This is a genomic window from Vreelandella venusta (genome assembly GCF_007989605.1).
Taxonomy (GTDB): Bacteria; Pseudomonadota; Gammaproteobacteria; order Pseudomonadales; family Halomonadaceae; genus Vreelandella; species Vreelandella venusta.
Map to the genome: position 1 here is coordinate 1 of NZ_BJUL01000032.1, position 20,850 is coordinate 20,850.

At 51.9% G+C, this 20,850-nt stretch carries 20 protein-coding genes; 2 read left to right on the forward strand and 18 right to left on the reverse strand.

What is annotated here, in order from left to right; translation table 11 throughout:
• Positions 1-63 precede the first annotated feature (63 nt).
• The 16 genes from HVE01_RS18845 to HVE01_RS18920 form a co-directional block, all read right to left on the reverse strand.
• The gene (locus tag HVE01_RS18845; RefSeq protein WP_146945360.1) at positions 64-354 is read right to left on the reverse strand and encodes a GIY-YIG nuclease family protein; all 291 of its coding nucleotides are present in this window, start codon (positions 352-354) and stop codon (positions 64-66) included.
• Positions 355-366: 12 nt separating this feature from the next.
• Positions 367-1,281, reverse strand: a complete 915-nt coding sequence (gene rfbD, locus HVE01_RS18850; protein ID WP_146945361.1) for a dTDP-4-dehydrorhamnose reductase — start codon at positions 1,279-1,281, stop codon at positions 367-369.
• A 130-nt stretch (positions 1,282-1,411) separates the two neighbouring features.
• The gene (gene rfbB / locus HVE01_RS18855; RefSeq protein ID WP_146945362.1) at positions 1,412-2,473 is read right to left on the reverse strand and encodes a dTDP-glucose 4,6-dehydratase; all 1,062 of its coding nucleotides are present in this window, start codon (positions 2,471-2,473) and stop codon (positions 1,412-1,414) included.
• 48 nt (positions 2,474-2,521) lie between these two features.
• Positions 2,522-3,403: an ABC transporter ATP-binding protein gene (locus HVE01_RS18860; protein WP_146945363.1), complete on the reverse strand. Its 882-nt coding sequence runs from the start codon at positions 3,401-3,403 to the stop codon at positions 2,522-2,524.
• Between the two features lie 133 nt (positions 3,404-3,536).
• Positions 3,537-4,949 carry an MBL fold metallo-hydrolase RNA specificity domain-containing protein gene (locus HVE01_RS18865; RefSeq protein ID WP_146945364.1) on the reverse strand — a complete coding sequence of 471 codons (1,413 nt, stop codon included), beginning with the start codon at positions 4,947-4,949 and terminating at the stop codon, positions 3,537-3,539.
• Positions 4,950-5,181: 232 nt separating this feature from the next.
• Positions 5,182-6,279: a KpsE/RkpR family capsule polysaccharide export protein gene (locus HVE01_RS18870; protein WP_146945365.1), complete on the reverse strand. Its 1,098-nt coding sequence runs from the start codon at positions 6,277-6,279 to the stop codon at positions 5,182-5,184.
• A 3-nt stretch (positions 6,280-6,282) separates the two neighbouring features.
• Entirely contained in the window at positions 6,283-7,092 is an 810-nt protein-coding gene (locus tag HVE01_RS18875) for an ABC transporter permease (RefSeq protein WP_146945366.1), read from the reverse strand.
• An 85-nt stretch (positions 7,093-7,177) separates the two neighbouring features.
• Positions 7,178-8,899, reverse strand: a complete 1,722-nt coding sequence (locus HVE01_RS18880; RefSeq protein ID WP_146945367.1) for a polysaccharide biosynthesis/export family protein — start codon at positions 8,897-8,899, stop codon at positions 7,178-7,180.
• Positions 8,899-9,324: a DVU3141 family protein gene (locus HVE01_RS18885; RefSeq protein ID WP_125749882.1), complete on the reverse strand. Its 426-nt coding sequence runs from the start codon at positions 9,322-9,324 to the stop codon at positions 8,899-8,901. Before HVE01_RS18885 ends, HVE01_RS18880 begins: the two co-directional genes overlap by 1 nt.
• Before the next feature lie 378 nt (positions 9,325-9,702).
• Positions 9,703-10,758: a porin gene (locus tag HVE01_RS18890; RefSeq protein WP_146945368.1), complete on the reverse strand. Its 1,056-nt coding sequence runs from the start codon at positions 10,756-10,758 to the stop codon at positions 9,703-9,705.
• Between the two features lie 264 nt (positions 10,759-11,022).
• Positions 11,023-11,865, reverse strand: coding sequence for a ProQ/FINO family protein (locus HVE01_RS18895; protein WP_146945369.1), 843 nt, complete (start codon positions 11,863-11,865; stop codon positions 11,023-11,025).
• 22 nt (positions 11,866-11,887) lie between these two features.
• Positions 11,888-12,427, reverse strand: coding sequence for a dihydrofolate reductase (locus HVE01_RS18900; protein WP_146945370.1), 540 nt, complete (start codon positions 12,425-12,427; stop codon positions 11,888-11,890).
• The gene (locus tag HVE01_RS18905) at positions 12,424-13,236 is read right to left on the reverse strand and encodes a thymidylate synthase (RefSeq protein ID WP_171880200.1); all 813 of its coding nucleotides are present in this window, start codon (positions 13,234-13,236) and stop codon (positions 12,424-12,426) included. The genes HVE01_RS18900 and HVE01_RS18905 overlap by 4 nt, the downstream gene beginning before the upstream one ends.
• 96 nt (positions 13,237-13,332) lie before the next feature.
• The gene (gene lgt, locus HVE01_RS18910) at positions 13,333-14,121 is read right to left on the reverse strand and encodes a prolipoprotein diacylglyceryl transferase (protein ID WP_146945371.1); all 789 of its coding nucleotides are present in this window, start codon (positions 14,119-14,121) and stop codon (positions 13,333-13,335) included.
• Between the two features lie 51 nt (positions 14,122-14,172).
• Positions 14,173-14,970 (reverse strand): sulfite exporter TauE/SafE family protein, encoded by a 798-nt coding sequence (locus HVE01_RS18915; protein WP_146945372.1) that lies wholly within the window; start codon positions 14,968-14,970, stop codon positions 14,173-14,175.
• Complete coding sequence (locus HVE01_RS18920; RefSeq protein WP_125749902.1) at positions 14,967-16,130, reverse strand: response regulator; 1,164 nt, start codon at positions 16,128-16,130, stop codon at positions 14,967-14,969. Before HVE01_RS18920 ends, HVE01_RS18915 begins: the two co-directional genes overlap by 4 nt.
• 165 nt (positions 16,131-16,295) lie before the next feature.
• Here HVE01_RS18920 and HVE01_RS18925 point away from each other — a divergent pair, with 165 nt between their 5' ends.
• Complete coding sequence (locus HVE01_RS18925; protein ID WP_146945373.1) at positions 16,296-17,087, forward strand: NRDE family protein; 792 nt, start codon at positions 16,296-16,298, stop codon at positions 17,085-17,087.
• On the opposite strand, the gene ptsP is transcribed toward HVE01_RS18925, so the two are convergent.
• On the reverse strand, positions 17,084-19,345 hold the full coding sequence (ptsP, locus tag HVE01_RS18930; RefSeq protein WP_125749908.1) for a phosphoenolpyruvate--protein phosphotransferase: 2,262 nt from the start codon (positions 19,343-19,345) through the stop codon (positions 17,084-17,086). The two genes, HVE01_RS18925 and ptsP, sit on opposite strands and share 4 nt — an antisense overlap.
• A gap of 166 nt (positions 19,346-19,511) precedes the next feature.
• Positions 19,512-20,009 carry an RNA pyrophosphohydrolase gene (locus tag HVE01_RS18935; RefSeq protein ID WP_125749911.1) on the reverse strand — a complete coding sequence of 166 codons (498 nt, stop codon included), beginning with the start codon at positions 20,007-20,009 and terminating at the stop codon, positions 19,512-19,514.
• Positions 20,010-20,185: 176 nt separating this feature from the next.
• Here HVE01_RS18935 and HVE01_RS18940 point away from each other — a divergent pair, with 176 nt between their 5' ends.
• Positions 20,186-20,842, forward strand: a complete 657-nt coding sequence (locus tag HVE01_RS18940; RefSeq protein WP_038486032.1) for a histidinol-phosphatase — start codon at positions 20,186-20,188, stop codon at positions 20,840-20,842.
• Positions 20,843-20,850 lie beyond the last annotated feature (8 nt).

A 20,850-nucleotide genomic window follows, 5' to 3' on the forward strand; every position in this document is an offset into this window, starting at 1 on the left:
ACCTTACACCTCGTCATTCCCGCATGCTCTTAGCGGGAATCCAGCTTGGTTCTGGTAGCCAAGCTAAAGTATGTCAGGGTAGAGGTCTTTCCAATGTGGGTTGTGATTCTCGATTAACTGGATTTTCCAAGCTCTGTTCCATTTCTTTAGTTGCTTCTCGCGCTTTATAGCCGCCTCTATATCACTTGCTTGTTCAAAGTATACGAGTTGATTGATTGCATACCTTGCTGTGAAACCGTCGTACGACTGCTGCTTGTGCTGCCATGCTCGCTGGGCCAAGTTACTGGTCACACCGATATAAAGTGTGCCGCGTTTTCTGCTGGCCATTATGTATACGCAAGGCTGTTTGTGCATGGCACAGCCGGGCTATTGATCCAGATACTCACGTAGTGTCAGCCCCAGCTGGCTTTGCCAGGTGGGCATGGTGATGCCTAGTGAGTTTTCTAGCTTGCTTAGCGCCATTCGCGAATTTAACGGGCGCTTGGCGGGGGTTGGATACTCGACAGTGGAAATACCCGCGACGCCTTCGGGTGCAATAGCAAGCGCTTCCCCTAGCCCACGGGCTGTTTTAAAAATCTCACTAGCGAAGCCATGCCAACTTGTCTCTCCACTGGGCGCTAAGTGGTATATGCCTTGGGGGATGTTAATAGTGAATAGAGAATGATGAGCGGTAGATGGCGAGTGGTGATTGGTGCAAGCCAAGGCAGTGATTTGGGCGATTAGACGCGCGGGGGTAGGCGCACCAATTTGATCGCTGACAATGTTCAGTGCTTCCCGCTCGCGACCAAGGCGTAGCATGGTTTTCATAAAGTTATTGCCACGCGCGGCGTATACCCAACTGGTGCGAAAAATCAGGTGCTTGGCGCCGCTACTAACGACGGCGTCATCACCTTCCAGCTTGGTTTGTCCATAAATACTTAGCGGGCCAGTGAGGCTGTCTTCCTGCCAAGGCTTTTCGCCATTGCCTGGGTAGACGTAATCCGTTGAGTAATGCACCAGGGGAATGCCCTGCATCGCGGCGTAATCAGCCAACTGCGCTGGCAGTTTAGCGTTTAGACGCTTTGCCTGCTCTGGTTCACTCTCGGCTTTATCAACGGCTGTGTAGGCCGCAGCATTGAGGATCAGCCCAGGCTGGTGTTTTTCAAGATAAACATTGACGGCTTCGGCGTTGGTTAGGTCGAGTTCTTGGCGTGTCGGGGCCAAGATAGTGCCGAAAGGAGCAAATTGGCGCTGTAATTCAAAGCCTACTTGGCCGTTACCGCCAGTGATGAAGATATTCATAGTGAAGCCTTAACGTCAATCGATTGCGCAACCTGCAGCGCGGCGAAATGAGGCCGCGAGGAACGAGCGGTACCAAGGCACCCGCGAAATCCGAAAGCCTGTTGCGGGTGCGCCGTAGGCTTACCACGCACTACGTGTTGGTGCCCAGCCGTTGATAGCTGCCGTCTTGCACGCGTTTCCACCAGGTTTCGTTGGCGAGATACCATTGCACGGTTTTGCGCAGGCCGGTTTCGAAGGTTTCTTCTGGTGCCCAGCCGAGTTCTCGTTCAATTTTGCCAGCATCAATGGCATAACGTACGTCGTGGCCTGGGCGATCAGTCACAAACGTGATCAGCTCACGGTATGAGCTCTCTTGTGGAACTAGCTCTTGCAACAGATCACACAGTGTTTCAACAACAGTGAGATTAGCTTTTTCGTTATGCCCGCCGATATTGTAGGTTTCGCCGATTTCGCCTTCCGTCGCCACTTTGATCAAGGCGCGAGCGTGATCTTCAACATATAGCCAATCGCGAATTTGCTGGCCATCACCGTAGACCGGCAACGGCTTACCCGCTAAGGCATTTAGAATCATCAACGGAATTAACTTTTCGGGGAAGTGATACGGCCCGTAGTTGTTAGAGCAGTTGGTAATCAGTGTGGGCAAGCCATAGGTGCGCTGCCAGGCACGAACCAGATGGTCTGAACTGGCTTTACTCGCTGAGTATGGCGAGCTAGGCGCGTAGGACGTTTCTTCGGTGAAGAGGTCATCGGTTCCGTCTAGATCGCCATACACTTCATCGGTACTGATATGGTGAAAACGGAATGCTTCTGCTTTGGCAGCCTCTTGCTGCTGTAAGCTTTTCCAGTAAGCACGGGCAGCTTCTAATAGAACCGACGTACCGACCACATTGGTTTGAATAAACGCGGCGGGGCCATCGATGGAACGGTCTACATGGCTTTCTGCAGCTAGGTGCATCACTACGTCGGGTTGGTGCCGTTCAAACAACTGCTGCATCGCAGGTGCATCACAAATATCTGCTTGCACAAACGTGTAGCGTTCACTGTCGGCGACACTTTCCAGCGATTCTAGATTGCCTGCATAGGTGAGCTTATCAACATTCACGACATGGTTGTCGGTGTTATGGATTAACTCACGAATAACGGCAGAGCCGATGAAGCCCGCTCCACCGGTAATAAAAAAAGTTTTACTCATACTGCAATCTCAGTAACTGCCTTATTGGCTATCTTATTAGCGCTGACGCTAGCGTGTGCTTTGCCGTAACTCTAAGTTTTCACGTGCTTCTCTTGCTCTGCTGCTCGCTTCTTTCACTGCATTTTTAGCAGCCGCGAGTGCCTCTTTGTCTTCCTGCTCTTTGGCATCAGCAAGGATTTCTTGAGCAGCTTTTAAATCGGCGTGGCAGGCTTGCAGGTATTTACGAGCCCCTACCACATCGCTAGGCAATTCAGACTGACGTTGCTTTTTGTCTACATCTGCATGATAGGCGGCAATGGCATCGTTGATATCGTCGTACCAAAAGGCGCTGCCTTTTTTAAGATAAACACCTGCTTGACAGAGGTCTTTCAAAATACCTTCTGAGTGGGAAACCATTATCAAAGAGGCTTGACCCGTTTTCGATTCAAATAGCTCTTTCGCTTTGGCTTTAAAAGCGCGATCGCCAACGGCAGTGGCTTCATCGGAAATGTAGACATCAAAATCAAACGCAAGCGATAAACCAAACGAAATACGTGATTTCATGCCCGATGAATAAGTCCGAATAGGCTCATCAAAGGCTGGACCAATTTCTGCGAACTCTTCTACGAATTTGATAACCCGTTTGACCTCTTCGGGGTTACTGCCTTGCACCCGGGCAACGAATTTAACGTTTTGGCGTCCCGTCATGTTGCCCTGCATTCCCCCAGAAAGACCAACCGGCCACGAAACGCGGCTATGGCGAATCACTTCGCCGCGCTCAGGGGTATCCATGCCAGCAATAAGACGCAAAAGTGTTGATTTACCTGCTCCGTTCGCGCCTATCAAGCCTACACTAACGCCCATAGGGATAGTGAAATTGACATCTTTTAGTACCCAGTCGCTACCATGATGGTTGTGGTAACGCTTGTAGAGGTGTTTGATTTCAATCATTTTGAATTCGTGAACTAGTAAGTGGTGAACTCATGAATAGTGAATGGTGAATAGTAAATAGGAAATTTATGGGCAAGTTAGTTTCACCGACTTTTTAAGTGTTTAATAGGTAGCGAGCGGTAAGAGAACCGCACTACAAATTGATATCAAGCGGTTTGCTGTTGCGCTGATAAAGCGCTTCTAGTTCATGTTTGAGCGCGTTTTTAGCGTTTTTTTCGCCGTGTACAAGGCGTATGGTATGAGGCCAGCGGCGCATGCGCTTTACGAAGTTAAGCAGGTCTTTTTGATCTGCATGGGCGGAGTAGCCGCTAATGGTGGTAATACCTGCATTGATGTCGATACGCTGACCATCAATTTCCACCCAACCGCCCTGCGGGCCATATTGCTGTATTGCTCGTCCTGGCGTACCAGCCCCTTGGTATCCCACAAACAACACCTGGTGACGCTCATCGCCTAACATGGCTTTTAGGTAGTTCATGATGCGCCCACCTGCACACATGCCACTGGCGGCAATGACTACCGCTGGACGGCCAGTTTTCGCTAGGTATTGGACAGTTTGCTCGTGGGCTTCGTGGCTTTCTACGGTGTAGAGATTTTCGAAATTGAGCGGGTGGCGGCTACTGCGTAAGCGGCGTTGGGCTTCTTTATCCCAGTAGGGCTTTAACTGGCGATATACGTTGGTAAAGCGTGCAGCAAGCGGTGAGTCAACAATAATTTCTATGGCTTGCCACTGATTGTTTTTGGCGTTGCGCTTGGCTTCATAAATAATGCCCTCCAGCTCGTAAAGCAGCTCTTGGGTACGGCCAATGCTGAAGGCGGGCACCATGACCGTACCGCCGTTAGCCAGGGCTTGTTCAATGGCAGTTTTAAGCGTAGCACGGCGCTCGCGACGCCCCACGTGCTGGCGGTCGCCGTAGGTGCTTTCGAGAACTAGCTGGTCACAGCCATAGGGTGATTTAGGCGCGGGCAATAGCGGAGCGAAGGGTGCCCCTAAATCACCGCTAAAGACAACTCGCTCTTTGCTGCCATTAGCGTACTGGTGGGCAACTTCTACATAGCTGGAACCGAGTATGTGCCCTGCTCGTTTAAACTTAATGCGGGTAGTAATGCCCTGCTTACCCTTTTCGCAACCATTCACAACCGAGTGCCATTTGCCGTAAGCCACGCTGACAATTTGTGACTCAAGCTGGGCTTGGAAACGCTGGATCAGTTCTGCATTACGCGTGAAACCGATTTTTAAAGCGTCTTCAATAACCAGCGGTAATAGCGTTGCCGACGGAATGGAGCAAATAATCGGGCCTTTAAAACCCGCTGCCAACAAGTATGGCAGCCGCCCGACGTGGTCAATATGTACGTGGGTAATAATCAGCGCTTTAACGGTGCTGATATCAAATTCAATTTGCAGCTGCTGAAAGCTATCTTGCGCTGCGTCTTCACCTTGGAATAGGCCGCAGTCGACTAACAGTGAATTTTCACCATTGAGGATTAGCTGGTGACAGCTCCCGGTGACACCCGTAGCACCACCATGATGGATAATATCTAGCATCGAAAAATCCTTTTTCGGTGGTGCATTGATTTTGTAGCGCGGTGTAAGCGTCAGCGCACCCGCGGGGTATCAACGCGGTGCTGGCTGGAGGCCTTTGGGCGGCTGCGCCGCCGTTGCGGGTGCCTCGGTTTCGCTCGTTCCTCGCGACCTCGTTACACCGCACTACGTTGTGCATTGATCTTGTAGCGCGGTGTAAAAGTCAGCGCACCCGCCTTACAAAAAAGCCTTTTCTTTAATCCCTGTGGTCTTTCACGATCATTATGATCATGCTGAGGATAAAGGCTAGGAAGATAGTGATGATAGCGAACACGCTGCTGTTATAAAGGCGGTTTGGTTCGGTTGGGTACTCTGGAAGTAGCGGGCTTTGTAGTACGCTAACCTGCTTGAGTTGGCGGGCAGCTTCCAAGCGAGTGTTTTCCAACGCGGCTAACGCGCTTGAATAGGTTTCCTGAGCAAACTGAGCTTGAAGCTCTAGCGTTTCGTACTCTGCTGATACGCGGTTTAGCGAATCGCCGGTTGCCTGTGCTAAGCGGTCGCGCTGCTGAGCGATTTGATCACGTAACGCGGTGATGCTGCGCTCTATTTGGCGCAGCTCGGCGGATTGCGCACTTTGAAAGCTTGCTAATGCATTGCGTTCCGCTTGTAAGCGAGCTAAGTCGCCTTCTAGCGTCGCTACTACTTGGTTAATGCTTTCCACCGTTGAGGTTGGCGATACTAAGCCATACTCGTTTTGAAACTCTAGCAGCTCCGAACGGGTTTCACGAAAGCGATCTTCCAAGCGAATCATTTGCTGCTCTAGGAAACGAACCTGCTCGTCTGCTAAACGGTGGCCCATCTCATTCATGTGGTTTTCACCAGCTTCTAACAGCAGTGCAGCCATATCTCTGGAGAATTCAGGCGTGTAGCCCTGAACGTAAATATTCAGAACACCGGCATACTCATCCAGCTCTACTTCTACCCGACGCAGATAGTATTTATGTAGATCTTCAATGGGCACGTCAGGGTTGCGCAGTTTGGCAAAAATATCGCCGTGTTCGCTATAGTGCTGGCGAATATCGAGCTGCTCATCCAGCAAACGCAACATATCAACAGACAGCAAATGTTCACGTAGTAATAAAAGATCGGCGGTATTCCCACCACCACCGCCCATCAATGACGAAAGGCTGAATTCCGGCGTGGCAACCTGAGGACTTTCTAGCACTACCGTTGCGCGGGACACATAGCGCTCTTCTGCCCATACAAACCAATAAAATGACACTAGCAGAATAGCTAAAAATGCTAACGCCCAGTGGGGGGATGCTTTTACAAATCGACTTAGGGAAGCTTGCATGAATTATTTTGCCTTTAACTGATCAACAAAACGCAGGTGCATCAGTAGCCCTAGCGATATTAAAGTGAGAGTGAACAGCCACATATAGAGCATGCTGGTTCCGTGTACCACTTCATAGTTTTCGAAAAAACCTAAGCGAAGTGTTTCCAGCCCGTGAGGAATAGGATTAAGCAGTAAGTATTCCAGCAGCCAATGCGGCAAGCTATTTAGCGGCAAAATAACGCCTGAAATAATTAATAGTGGCAACGAAATCACACGTACTACGATGCCTATTTCAGGCACCAATGTTGCAGCAACCGAGGTGACCAACCCTAAACCTAATCCCAAACTCCAAAGTGACAACCAGGCGGCCATCACACGGATCGCATTATCGGGGTAAAGATCCAACCCGATCATTAACCCACCGCCAATAAAAATCAGAAAAATCAAGCTGCGTAGCGTTCCTTCAAGAAAGTTACGCACTAAAACCGGGTCAATCGGTTGCACTTGGCGATAGGCGAACAACGCTTTGTTGCCATCAATTGCTCCCATCCCGCGCATCATTCCTTCACGAACAAGAAAGAACCCCATTAAGCCTGCGATCATCCAAGGAATAAAATCAGCATTTGCAATAAAACCACCACCACGAATAAAACTACGTATGCCTACCATAATGCCGACAAAGGCAACGGGTTCAAAGATCATCCAGAACCAGCCCATGCGATCACCCATGGTGCGTGACAGTGCCTCACGCACAAACATGGCATACCAAACGCTACGGGTGACTTGCCAAGGCGTACGGGCGCCCTTAGGCGCGCCTTTTACATTTGCCATAGCTCTACTTTTAAATAAGTGAGATTGTGAGGCGTGAGGTGTGAGGTGTTAGCGGTTTTACCCCTCACACCTCACCCTTCACCATTTACAGATCAACTGCCACGCGGGTAGCGACAGCAATTTGGAACAATATCTGCGTCAGCGTAGAAGCTAGCTGCAGATTGTGGGTAGGTGCGGCGGGCATGACCAGAATTTCATCGCCGGGGCGCAGGTTAACGTTGCGGGCATTTTCTACCGCGCCGTTCTGGCGAACTACTAAAATGTGGTCTTCATCGGCGCGGTTAGTGAACCCACCAGCGCTTTCGATGTAGTCAATCACGTTCATACCCGGGCGATAAACAGCAGCCTGAGGCACGAGCACTTCGCCGCTGATAAGCATCGAGTCGCTCAGCTCAGGGATAGTGATAACATCGCCGTCCTGCAGGCGAATATCAGAAATCTGATCGTTGTAGGCGACTACCAAACGGCCACTAGGCTCTAGCTCGCGGGCACGCTCAATGAAGTTTTGGATCAGCTCGGCCTCTTGGGCACGAATTTTCGCTTCTTCATTGGTGCTGGATTCAGCGCCGAGGTAGGTAGTTTCTAAGCGGCGCAAGCTATCTTCCATGGATTGCTGTTGCTGCTGCCTAACGCTTTCGCGCTGAAGCGAAACACTTTCCACCGCTGTCATGTTTTCCGGCACGGGGATAGCATCTAGCAGTTCGCTTAAGCGAGCGTCACGGGGTAACGCGTAACGTGAAGGCCCGTAGTAACTACCTTCTATTTCCACCACAATAGTCTCACTGCGCTTGTCAGCGCTGAACAAGACTTCATCGCCACTACGAATAGTTTGACTGTAGAACTTATCAATTGGGAAGTATTGAGCGATGGGCCCCTCTTCCCGATTACCACGCAGCAGCACATGGGAAACACCACTTCTTAAGCGCGCCAAATCAACTAACTCGGCACCACTTAACTGGTTGCCCAGCAATTCATAGCGGTGCTCACGGTGTACATCACCGCCCACCGCAATCGCTGGGCCACGCTCTTCGACCACGATGGTGTCGCCATCTTTAAACTGCGGGCGGGCAATAGAGCCATTGATAAGGAAATCATAGAGATCCACAGTGGCAACCGTACGATCATTACGCATTACGCGAATTTGCCGGTAACTGCCAAGGTCTTGGTCGATGCCGCCGGCTTGATCGAGAAAATAAAGGACAGAGTCGTTCGGTGTGCCTGCGAAGCGGCCTGGATTTTCAACATAGCCAGTCACGAAAACAGCAACAGGTTGAACACCTTGTACGTTGGTATAGACCTGTACGTTTTCTGGATAAACCGACGTAATAGCACCACGCACGCTGCTATCTACTTGCTGGCTATTCTGGCCCTCTACGTTTAATGGGCCTGAGCCAGGAATAAAGATATTGCCTTGGGCATCTACCGGTAGCACACGGTCAAATTCAAATGCCCCCCAGGCGCGCACGGTCACTTGATCGCCGGGCTTTACTTGGTAGCTGGCATTTAGGCCGTCGCCCATCGCGCCGCGGAACCCACCGCTAAACAGGTTAGCCCCGAATGGCGGTAGCGCATCGGGGTTTTGCGGCGCTGCGCTAACCGGGCCATAAGTACCACTACGCCAATCGGCACGGGGCGTATCATCTACCTGCTCTTGCTGTTCGCCAGCTTTCTCTTCCGGCAGAATAGTATTGGGTAGGCTAATGCTCTGTGCCCAGCCCGCTGTGCTTACGGCGCTGCCGATTACCAAAGAAGCAACGACAACAGGGCGTTTAAACGAAAGCCGTTTAAGAAGACGAATAGCGTTCATTAGTAGCGCCCTTGTGCTGCAGTGGATGTAGCCGAAGTGCTTGGGCTCAGCACTCGCTGATTAACCCAACCATTAGGAGTCTCGCAGGTGAGTGCCGTACCGGCAGCGCCACTTCCTGATTCTACTACCCGCAGCCGCCGACATTCTCTCCCACTGGCTGCGAGGTATGGGGCATCTGCAATGATTTCGACGTTATCGCCCCATGGGCTGTACACCAAGTTCATCACTGCCCCTGCAGGCGCTTGGGATAAAAAGCCATTGAGGTTGTCATCACCCAGCAATTTAGCTGAGTCAGTATTCAACACATACTGTGCCTGCTGCTGCGTACTATTGGGATAGGTAGCGCAGCCACTAACGACAGCAACGCTTAACGCGGCCAACAGCATGCGAGCTGGCCTCGTTAACAAAAATGGGGTATTTGGCATAATATTTTCCAATGAAGAGGCACGCTACCGCCCAGGGATTTTAACGGGCGCATTCCCTTGCCCTACACAGTGCGGATGAAAAGTAGCCTACCTGCTGGCTTATCGTTTCGTGGGTCATTGTAAATTATTACCGCCCACCACTCTACATTGACAAACGAAACAGCTATTAAAACACCGCCTCAACACTAGCACTTCCTGTTACTAGCCCTCGGCATACATTCTACGCATGAAGCTCACGCAAGCAGTCGACTCAACGACCGACAGCTAATGCAGGTCTATATCTGCATTTTTTGCGCCAAAAAAAAACCGGCCTCGTAATGAGGCCGGTTCTATTTCTACTTACAGGGGTTACCTGCTAAGCATGGCATAAAGCCAAGCTTAGAAGTGGTAACGCGCGCCTGTCAGGTAGTAAATGTCGTCGCCGTCAGCATTTTCAACGCTGGAATCCAGGCCGTCGAGGTTAACACTGATAGACTGCTGGTCAGCTTGGTTCAACTCAACGAATACGTCGAAGTTGCTGGAAACTTTGTAGTAAGTACCCAGGGCCCAAGCAGTACGGTCATCGTCTTCACCGTCAGTATCTACATTGTAGATATCTGCAGCGAATGCCCAAGGACCAGTGGTGTAAGTACCACCCAGACCTACAGTGTCGTAGCCGCCGCCACGAACGTCGCTGTTTTCACGACCTTCATAACCTAAACGAACAGAGAACTGGTCGCTGATGGCGTAAGAACCGATCAGGCCGCCCATGATTTCGCCGTTGCCGCCGCCACGTACTACGTCGTCAACAAAACCAAGACCTAAAGTAACCGGACCTTGCTCGTAACGCACACCACCTTGGGCAGCAACTACGTTGTCAGGATCGTTGTTACCAGTCTCAACCTGGCCACGCGTGCTGTAGTGTTTCAGCTGCAGGAAGGCAGTCCAGCCTTGAAGATCAGGCGTGTAGTAACCGATAGAGTCGCCACGTGACTGTTTAGTGTGACCAGCGAACTCTAGACCACGGTCGATTTCCCAGTCGAACGGAGAAGAAACGAACTGGTTGTAGAAGGCGTCGAAGTTACCAGCCTGGAAGGTACCGTACTGCTTGCTCTGTACACCCAGGTAGCTTTGACGAATTTCAGTGAAGCCAGACTCGGTGTAACGCTCGTCACCTTTGAAGCGCCACTCTAAACGACCGAAAGCAGTCAGGTCAGAGTTAACTTCGTGGCTCATGCGCAGGCCAAGACGAGAGTAGACGTCTACGAATTCTGCGCCGTTGTCAATTTTTTGGTCAGCGTCGTTGTACTCAGGACCGCCACCAGCGATACCCATGGCGATACGGCCATAGACGTCGAGCTTGGTACCATCTTGGTCATAAACGGTAGCTGCTTGAGCGGCGGCAGAGGCACCCAGGGCGCCAATGATAGCAGTCGCTAAAAGTGTCTTTTTCATGATGTAGGTTCCTTAACTAGCTTACTGTTTCGATCGTTACCGCAAACTTATTGTGAAGTCTGCAGCTGGCTTGCGGGCCATGCTCTTTATCCCATCCTCCGGTTTTTCCCGGCGGTATGCGGCATGTCCTCAACTAAGCCTTGTTATAGTCCAATGCTCGCAGGTCAAACTCTATACCGGGATTCCAGTGAACGCAATAGAAAAAAACAGTGTTTCTTTACGATTTGCATTTTTTTTAGGGAACCCATGGGCAACTGATTGGTCTCAGCGGCCTGTAAATTTTTGCTGAAGTCCTCTTAATTTATCCTCCAAGCTAAGCGGCTTTGCTGTTTCAAGCGCATCTACCGCTTTATCTTCCTCCCTCTGCTCATGCGCCTTCACAGACGGGGGGACAGCATCTTTTGGTGCATTTTTAGGTGCTTGTCTTGACACTTGTTTTGATGATTGCTGCTGCTTTCTATGTTTCGAAGAACTGTGTTTCGAAGAGCTGTGTTCCGAAGACCCGCGCTCCGAAGACGGCGCTTGCTTTGATGCATTGCTGTCTAGCTGATCTTTTCCCAACTTATCTTTTCGTCGATCACTAGCATGTCGCGCCGCTTCTTTATCAACTTTACCCGCTGGGTTGCCATCTAAGTCAATTCGCTCAGCCCCTTCTCGCATCGATTTTACATAGCGAGGCAAATTCACATAGTTAGCCAATGCTCGGCGTATTAATTTCCCTGACCAGGGTTCTCGCTGGGCCAGATCTTGATGAATGCCCACTTTCAGCGGTTTAGTATGACCAGCGAAAAAGGCGTGCGGGTAGCGTTTATACCACTGATTCAACAGCGCCTGAGGAGAAGGCGGCTGTGGCGCTGTTTCTGCGGCAACTTCGCTGATCACCTGTGAGTCGGAAGGCTTTACACCTTCCGCCGACGGCTCGGTGGCCGATACATCAGACTGAGCTGAATCCTGCAGCGGCTGTGAAGGTTGCTGAGTCTGCGGCACTTGGCTCGCCAACTGCCGTTTGAGCATTTCGTTCTCTTCACGCAACGCGTTCAGTGCGGCTTTAGTCTGCTCAAGGCGTGCTTCCAATGTCCCTAGCAGATCCAGTACTGGTGCGGCCATACCCCCTCCTTCTTTGCGCTGATCAGTCGGCGATCCGCTCATAGACTACAAAGTCGTATTGAGGCTGCCCTTCTGCTGGCTTGCCCGCTACACGCTGAACTTCCTGCCACTCTTTCATAGAGAACTCGGGAAAAACAGCATCACCCTCAACATCAATATCCACTTCAGTGATATAGAGGCGCTGAGCATAAGGAAGTGCTTGTTGATAAATCTCGCCCCCTCCCATCACCATAATTTCCTCGGCAGCTTCAATAGTGGCCTGTTGGTCGGCCAATGCCAATGCTGCTGGCAACTCGTGGCATACCCGCACGCCTTCGGCGGCAAAGCCCGCATCACGGGTTACCACAATATTGAGCCGATTGGGCAGCGGTTTGCCTATTGATGCGTAGGTTTTGCGCCCCATCACAAGCGGCTTGGCTTGAGTCATACGCTTGAAGAACTTTAGATCTTCAGGCAAGTACCAAGGTAACTTACCTTCAACCCCAATCACCCGGTTTTTGGCCATTGCCACAATCATCGCTATCGGCACTAGCGGGTCATAAGCATCTTGCTGCAGGCTCATACTGCCACCTCTGCTTTGATATGGGGATGCGACTCATATGCTTCGATGCTGATGTCGTCAAAGGTGAAGTCAAACAGATTGGTTACCTGGGGGTTAAGCACCAGACGCGGTGGTGCTTTAGGTGTGCGACTTAACTGCTCCTGAGCTTGCTCAAGGTGGTTACTGTAAAGATGGGCATCACCCAACGTATGCACAAACTCGCCGGGCTCCAGGCCAGTTACCTGCGCCACCATACTGAGCAGTAACGCATAGCTTGCAATGTTGAATGGTACACCTAAGAAGATATCCGCACTGCGCTGGTAAAGCTGGCACGAGAGACGCCCATTGGCCACATAAAACTGGAACAAGCAGTGGCAAGGCGGCAATTTCATTTCATCAACTTGGCCAGGATTCCAGGCTGAAACAATCAGTCGCCGTGACTGAGGCGTCGTACGAATCTGCTCCAATACATGAGCAATCTGATCGACACTACCGCCCTTGGGACTCGGCCAACTGCGCCACTGATAACCATAGACCGGGCCAAGATTACCGTTTTCATCGGCCCACTCGTCCCAAATACGTACACCATGCTCTTTGAGATACCCGATATTGGTATCACCTTTAAGAAACCACAGCAGCTCATGAATAATAGAGCGCAGGTGCAGCTTTTTAGTGGTTAGCAGCGGAAAACCACGAGAGAGGTCGAAACGCATTTGATGACCAAACACTGAGCGCGTACCGACACCAGTGCGATCATTCCTATCAACGCCTTGCTCCATTACGGTGCGCATTAGGTCGAGATACGGCTGTTCTAGCGCTTCTTTCGGCATGGGCGTTATTGCAGTCACAGAAATTCCAGATTAAAAATCAATTTGGGTAGATATTCTATACGCGTAAGCACCGGTCAGCCACTCACGCCTTACCCCTCACAACTTGGCATCAATAGGTTGATTACGCGACCAGGCGATGAAAACGAGGCCTAACGCGATCATTGGGAGCGTCAGCAGCATGCCCATAGTGAACCAGCCAAAGGCGAGATAGCCAATGTGGGCATCCGGCATACGTACAAATTCCACCATAAAGCGGAAGACGCCATAGCCTAACAGGAACAACCCCGAGACCAGTCCTCTGGCGCGCGGCTTGGCAGACACCCACCACAGGATGGCAAACAATACGATACCTTCTAGAAAGGCCTCGTACAGCGCCGAAGGGTGGCGTGGCTCTGGCCCCATACCAGGAAAGGGCATGCCCCAGGGTAGCGACGTCACACCTCCCGGCAATTCATGGTTGATAAAATTACCAATCCGCCCAGCACCTAAACCAATGGGCACCAACGGGGCGATGAAGTCGGCAAGGGTGAAAAACGCCAGTTGTTTACGACGTGCAAATAGCCATGCCGCAAGCAGCACTCCCAATAAACCGCCATGGAAGCTCATGCCGCCATCCCATACACGGAATACCCATAGCGGGTCAGCCGTCCACTGTCCTAGGCCGTAAAACAGTGCATAGCCTAGTCGCCCTCCCACCACCACACCAATGGCGCAGTAAAAAAGCAAATCACCGATATCATCTTTTGTAAGTCCAATACGGGGCGCACGCTTACACCCTAACCACCACGCCGCCACAAACCCGACCACATACATTAAGCCGTACCAATGAACCTGCAGCGGGCCAAGTGAAATCGCTACCGGATCGATCGTTGGGTAATTAATCATTGAGACTCTCTAAAACAAACAGGAAGAAAACAGCAGCGTGGCATAAGTGAATTACGCCAAGATGAAGCGCAAGCCCACCACGGCCAGCAGCGTTGCAAATAAAAACCTCAATGCACTGGCTGGCAGCACATGAGCCAAACGAACGCCAAACCGTGCAAAAGGCACGCTGGTTAGCACAATACCGATAAAGGCAGGCCACATGACAAAGCCGGTCGCCCACTGGGGAAGAAGCGGATGCCCCCATCCCACAACAATAAACGTTAACGCACCCACCATTGCTATTGGTAAGCCACAGGCGGCAGAGGTTCCCACCGCCTGGGTCATGCTTGCACCACATCGTGAAAGCCAAGGCACTGTCATTGCGCCTCCTCCAATACCAAATAGTGCAGATATAGCGCCTACTACACCGCCAGCGATGGTCATCGCAACGCTCCCTGGCGGCGAACTACCGGGCCTTGGTGAAAGACCCAACACCATTCTGGCTGCTAACAGCAATACAAACACCCCGAACAAGGTTCCCAAAACGGTGCCAGAAAGGTTGTCTGCGATAAACGCCCCTCCGATAGCTCCGAGCATAAGTCCAGGTAACAGCGCCATAAACCATGGCTTATGAATACTGCCTTTTCGGAAGTGTCCTAATGCCGACGAAGCCCCGGTGACGACGATTGTCGCCAACGAGGTGCCTACCGCAAGATGCATGGCAATCTCGGGAGCAACCCCCTGCAAACCGAATGCAAAGACAAGCGCAGGCACAATAATTAAACCGCCCCCCACGCCAAACAAACCTGCCATGGTGCCTGCCACCGCGCCTAGCGACAAATAGCCTGCCAAAATACTTAATACTGTCATTTATTCTGCACTTGGTTATTCGCGCTGGGTAGCCACTTAGTAATCATGCTTAGTAGTGTTTCAGGCCTGTAGGGCTTGGCTAGCACGTCATCCATACCGGCAGCGTTATAAGCACCGTGACCAGCGCTATCAACGTTCGCAGTGAGAGCAATCAAAATACTGCGCTGCTGACCGCCACTATGACGCTCAAAGCTTCGCCAGCGACGCGCTGTTTCTAACCCATCTAAAGTCGGCATAAAGATATCCATAAACACCAGATCATAAAAAATCGTTTGCTGACAGTCTAAAGCCTGCTCTCCGCTACTGACGCCATCTACCTGAAGCCCCTGGGTTTCGAGCATTTGGCGCGCCAGCATTAAATTAACGGGACCATCATCGACCACCAGAATACGCAACTTGCGGTCAGCCGGCAGCAATTGCTCATAACTATCTATTTCATTGGCACTTTGCTGAACAAGGTTAGCGAGCAGTGCGCGTATATCCGCCAGCCGCTCACGCACCTGAGTAATATTTTGCAAACATGTGTCTGAATTATCCATCTGCAGCATTTCGCCCAAATGATCAAACAGGCTATCGGCTTCACGCTGAAGTAACGTTAGATAACCAGACTTCAAACGAGATTCTTCCCGCGCACGGTCGCGTCCAGCGATTAGATGCTTCAACTGTTTTTGCTGGTGATGTAGATCATCAAGCAGCGTTTGATCAGATCGGAATGGCTCGCTTGAGGAAGCTGGGGGCTGAGCATCCTCACCTGCGCGAATGACGTCCGCCAACCGCTGATTGACCTTCGCTAAGCGGTTAAGTGGTAACTCTTCGCCGACATCTTGCGTCTGCGCATCAGTCGGCGCCGCTTGATGATTAACCAATTGCGCCGTTTGTCGCTCTAACTCGGCCAGCTCTTGCATGTAACTGGCACCATCTTGCTTGGCGCGACTTTTAACCAGCATCAAAAAAACACCAACATTCAAGCAACTGCCCAGTAATAACGCCAGGGTCAACCATAGCGTGGTGCTCCATGATGTTTGACTAGGAGAAAGCCCCCACACCACCAGCCCTACCAGCACACAAAGCAGCACCAAGGCCGCCTGAATGAGCAGAAGAGGCCACAACGTAGGCCAGACAATCGCATTCCAGAAGTGCTCTTGCTGATAACGTTGCATAGTGTGCGCCTTCCTAGGTGTCTTCTAAAATGTTGCGCCTCAACATGCTGGCAGCCATAGCGTGGCTAAGCATGTTTATATTAATGTTAAGTGTATGTCTACGCCTCAATACTGTCATGCCACACTGGCGAATTGGATTCCTGTTACTCTTCGAGAGCCTTATCTATGTGCTTAATTACCTTTTCTTGGTCCCCCGGCTCTTCTATACCCTTACGCTTGGCAGGCAACCGAGATGAATTCCACCAGCGCCCCACTGCCCCTCTTGCTCACTGGCAAGAACACACCGCTGTACTGGGAGGCCGCGACCTGGAAGCCGGTGGCACGTGGTTAGCCGCTAACTCCCGAGGCGTTGTCGCAGCGTTGACCAATGTGCGAGACCCAGCACTGCCAACCCCCGTTAATGCGCCCAGCCGAGGTGAACTCGTTGCTAGCGTATTACAAAGCGACGATATCGAAGCCTGGCTTAAAGAGAAAGAGCGCGCGAGCGCGCACCACTATGCCGGATTCAATCTACTGGTTGCCACACCACACCGTATGTGGCACCTGCATCGCGGTCGCCATGGGGTAGTACTGACCAGCGTGCCCCCAGGGGTACACGGCTTGTCAAATGCCACCCTGAATACACCCTGGCCAAAACTGAACTTAGTCCGTGATGCCTTGTTAAACAGTGCCGACGAACAGTGGCAGAGCGCGACGCAGCATGCGCTGCATAATTCACAAACCGCGCCCGATGAAAAGCTGCCAGATACCGGAGTGGGTTTAGCACTGGAGCGCCAGCTCTCTGCCGCGTTTATCGTGGGTGAACACTACGGCACCCGAGCAACCACTTGGTTAACACTAAACCAGCGGGGGCAAGTGACGATTACCGAGCAGCGGTTTGGGCCACTCGGTCGTTTTGAAGGAGAAGTTACGTTGGCGACACCAGCCCAACTGACATCCCATCAGCCCCAGTATTAATCGCGTGGCGGCATTAAGTGTGAGAGCTGCCACTCATCCATACGCTGGTTGAGATGCTCATGCACCAAGGCGGGAGTATCCAGATCCAAGATCTCTTTAAGCAGTGTTTGTGCATCTTGCATTGGCACCCGGCGAATAGCGGCCCTCACCCTAGGCAAACTAGGGGCATTCATAGACAGGCTGGTAAATCCCATTGCCATTAATAACAACGCACCAGCAGGGTCACCCGCTAATTCGCCGCAAAGCGAGATCGGCTTTTCTAGCCGAGTGGCGTCTTGAGCGAGTTCTTGCAGCGCGCCCAGCAGCGCTGGGTGTAAGGCATCGTACAGGCTAGATACACGGGGATTGTTGCGATCCACTGCGAGCAAATATTGGGTTAGGTCGTTACTGCCCACCGAGAAGAAATCGACTCGCTTCGCCAACGCATCCATTTGATAGATAGTGGCAGGCACTTCAATCATCACACCCACTTTAGGCCGTTCGACGCCGTTACCTTCTTCGCCAAGCTCTAAAATGGCGCGATCCAGCAGACGAATCGCTTCGTCCACCTCTTCCACATTGGTAATCATCGGAAAGAGCACGTAGAGATTATTCAAATCATGCGATGCTTTTAGCATGGCACGCAGCTGCACCATCAATACCTCTGGATGATCGAGGGTGACCCGCATCCCCCGCCAACCCAGGAATGGATTAGCTTCCTCAATGGGAAAGTAGGGAAGGTCTTTATCGCCACCAATATCCAGCGTTCGCATGACTACCGGCAGTGGCGCAAAGCCTTCTAACTGCTCACGGTACATGCGCATTTGCTCTTTCTCACCAGGGAAACGCTCGGTAATCATAAACGGCACTTCGGTGCGGTATAGGCCTACGCCGCCGATACGGCTTTTCAGCAGCGCCGAGGCATCAACCGCCAGCCCGGTATTTACCATTAGCGGCATGGCATGACCATCTGGCGTTTCGCTGGGCAGATCTTGCTCGTGCTCCAGAAGCTCACTCAGCGCCGCTTCCTCGGCAATCAGGCTTTCATAACGAGTTCTTAACTCTGGCGCTGGCCGCACAAACAATCGCCCTCGATGGCCATCAAGCACTACCGGGGCTCCATTTAAGCGTGGCAGCGGGAGATCCATCATCCCAAGTACCGTCGGAATCCCCATGGCACGGGCGACAATAGCAACATGGGAGGTACTCGAACCACGCACGGACACCAAGCCCTTCAGCTTATCTCTTGGCACTTCTCCCAGCATAGCAACGCTAATTTCATCACCTACCAGAATGGCATTTTCTGGGTAGGTTTCTGGGGTGGAAGGCGTGTCTTCTTGCAGGTGTGCCAGCACACGGCGGCCAAGATCGCGGATATCCGCCGCACGCTCACGTAAATAGTCGTCGTCGACGCGCTCAAGGTATTGCACATGACGACGCACCACGTCGGCCAACGCGCCAGGTGCCCACTGCCCTTCGCGAATACGCTTTTCCACTTCTTCGGAGAGCGCCGCTTCGCCAAGCATTTGCTGATAAACATCAAACAGCGCCAGCTCTTGGGAAGAAATACGATTAACCAAGCGCTCTGCCGCGGCACGGATTTCATCGCGCGTTTTGCCAATGGCTTCCTTTAGCCGTGCGACTTCGTAGTCTTGATCGCTGGGAATAAGGTCGGGCACGCTATTTAGGTCAGCGGGCGGCGTAATGACTACCGCCTCCCCCATCGCCATGCCTGGAGAAGCCGCCACGCCTTTAAACATGGCCTGACCACCCGGAAGCGCTGGACGAGCCAAGTTGCCGGTAGCTAGCGCGTGAGCCAGCACGCCTGCCAACTGAGCAGCCATGGTTACCAGAAAAGCTTCATCTTCATCGTCGTACTGACGTTTTTCGGCTTGCTGTACGACTAAAACGCCCAACATGAGCCGCTGATGAATAATCGGCACTCCCAAGAAGCTGGAGTAACGCTCTTCGCCAGTTGCTTCAAAATAGCGAAAGTGAGGATGGGTTTGTGCATCTTCTAAATTAAGCGGCTCGCTGCGCTTAGCCACTAAGCCTACCAAGCCTTCGCCTAGCGGTAGCACAACACGGCCTACTGCTTGGGTGCGAAGGCCAATCGTCTCCATCAATACAAGTGACTCAAGCTCCTTGTCATATAAATAGAAGGAGCACACGTCAGTTTGCATGGCCTTTCGTATGCGACGTACCATCGTTGACAGCGCGGCGTCGAGGTTTCGTGCGCCATTCACTTCTTGAATAACGCGTCGCAGTACCTCAAGCATGGACGTTTTCCTATTCACTATTATTTGCCTCGCTGAGGGATTTTCGGCCAGCTGTCACTGTGCCCTTCGAACCGTTTCCTTGGAACTGTTTCTTTTGAACAGTTCACCTAGTGCAGCTTACTGGAACAGCTTCCTAGAACAGTTTTCTAGAACAGTGGAGCCCACGCTATCCATCGTGATCTTGTTGCGCCAAGCGCTGAACGCGAGGAGAAAGCTCCCGTAGCGCGCGCCGATATACCTCTCGTTTGAACGGCACCACTTGCCCCAGCGGATACCAGTAACTTACCCACCGCCAACCATCGAACTCGGGGTTAGGCGTTGCCGTCATACAGATTCGATTCTCTTGGCAGCGAATCTTGAGTAAAAACCACTTCTGCTTCTGGCCGATACAAACCGGCCGTGAGTGGGTGCGAATCATGCGTCGTGGCAGACGATAGCGCAGCCATCCCCGGGTACAGGCGACAATATCGACATCGTCGGCGGTTAGACCGATCTCCTCAAAAAGCTCACGAAAAAGCGCTTGATGTGGTGTTTCGTTTGCCTTGATGCCTCCCTGGGGAAACTGCCACGCGTTTTGCCCTACACGACGCGCCCAAAGCAGCTGCCCCTGGCTATTGGCAATAATGATGCCAACATTGGGGCGAAAGCCGTCAGCGTCGATCACGGACATCACCTTATAAATTTTCAGTTGTCCCCATTTTTCCACAAGGGAGACAAGCGTATCAATACAATATCGCCCTAAGTGGTTAAACCATGGTGACTCTGCGATAATCCGCCGCTTTGCGAGCCGTTACTGAGCTAACGACCAGCACAACTAACTAACACCATAAGGGGAGCGCCGTGAGTCTGGCCATATTCGATTTGGATAATACGCTGATATCCATCGACAGCGATCATGCCTGGGGCGAGTTTTTGCTCGAACAGGGGGCAGTTGACCCAGTTGCCTACCGCGAGGCCAATGAGCGCTTTATGGCGGACTACAATGCAGGCACACTAGACATGGCGGCTTTTTTGGAAATGGCCTTGAAGCCACTGGCTGAAAATACGCCGGAGCAGTTAGCCGCTTGGCATCAGCAGTTTATGGTCAGCAAGATCGAACCGAATATTTTACCTAAAGCAGAAGAACTGCTTGCTCGGCACCGCACGAAAGGCGATACGCTGCTGATCATCACCGCCACTAATCGCTTTATTACGGCCCCGATCGCCAATCGTTTGGGCGTGGACGACTTGATTGCAGTTGACCCAGAAATAGTAGATGGCCGCTACACCGGGCGAGTGGCAGGCACTCCCAGCTACCGCGAAGGCAAAGTAACTCGCTTAAAGCAATGGCTTGAAGGGCAAGAGTTCACCATGGATGGCGCATGGTTTTACAGCGATTCACACAACGACCTTCCCCTGCTCGAACAGGTAGAGCACCCAGTGGCCGTCGACCCCGACGATACCCTGCGCAAGGTGGCCGAAGAACGCCAATGGCGCATTATGAGCCTACGAGACTGAGCCAACGG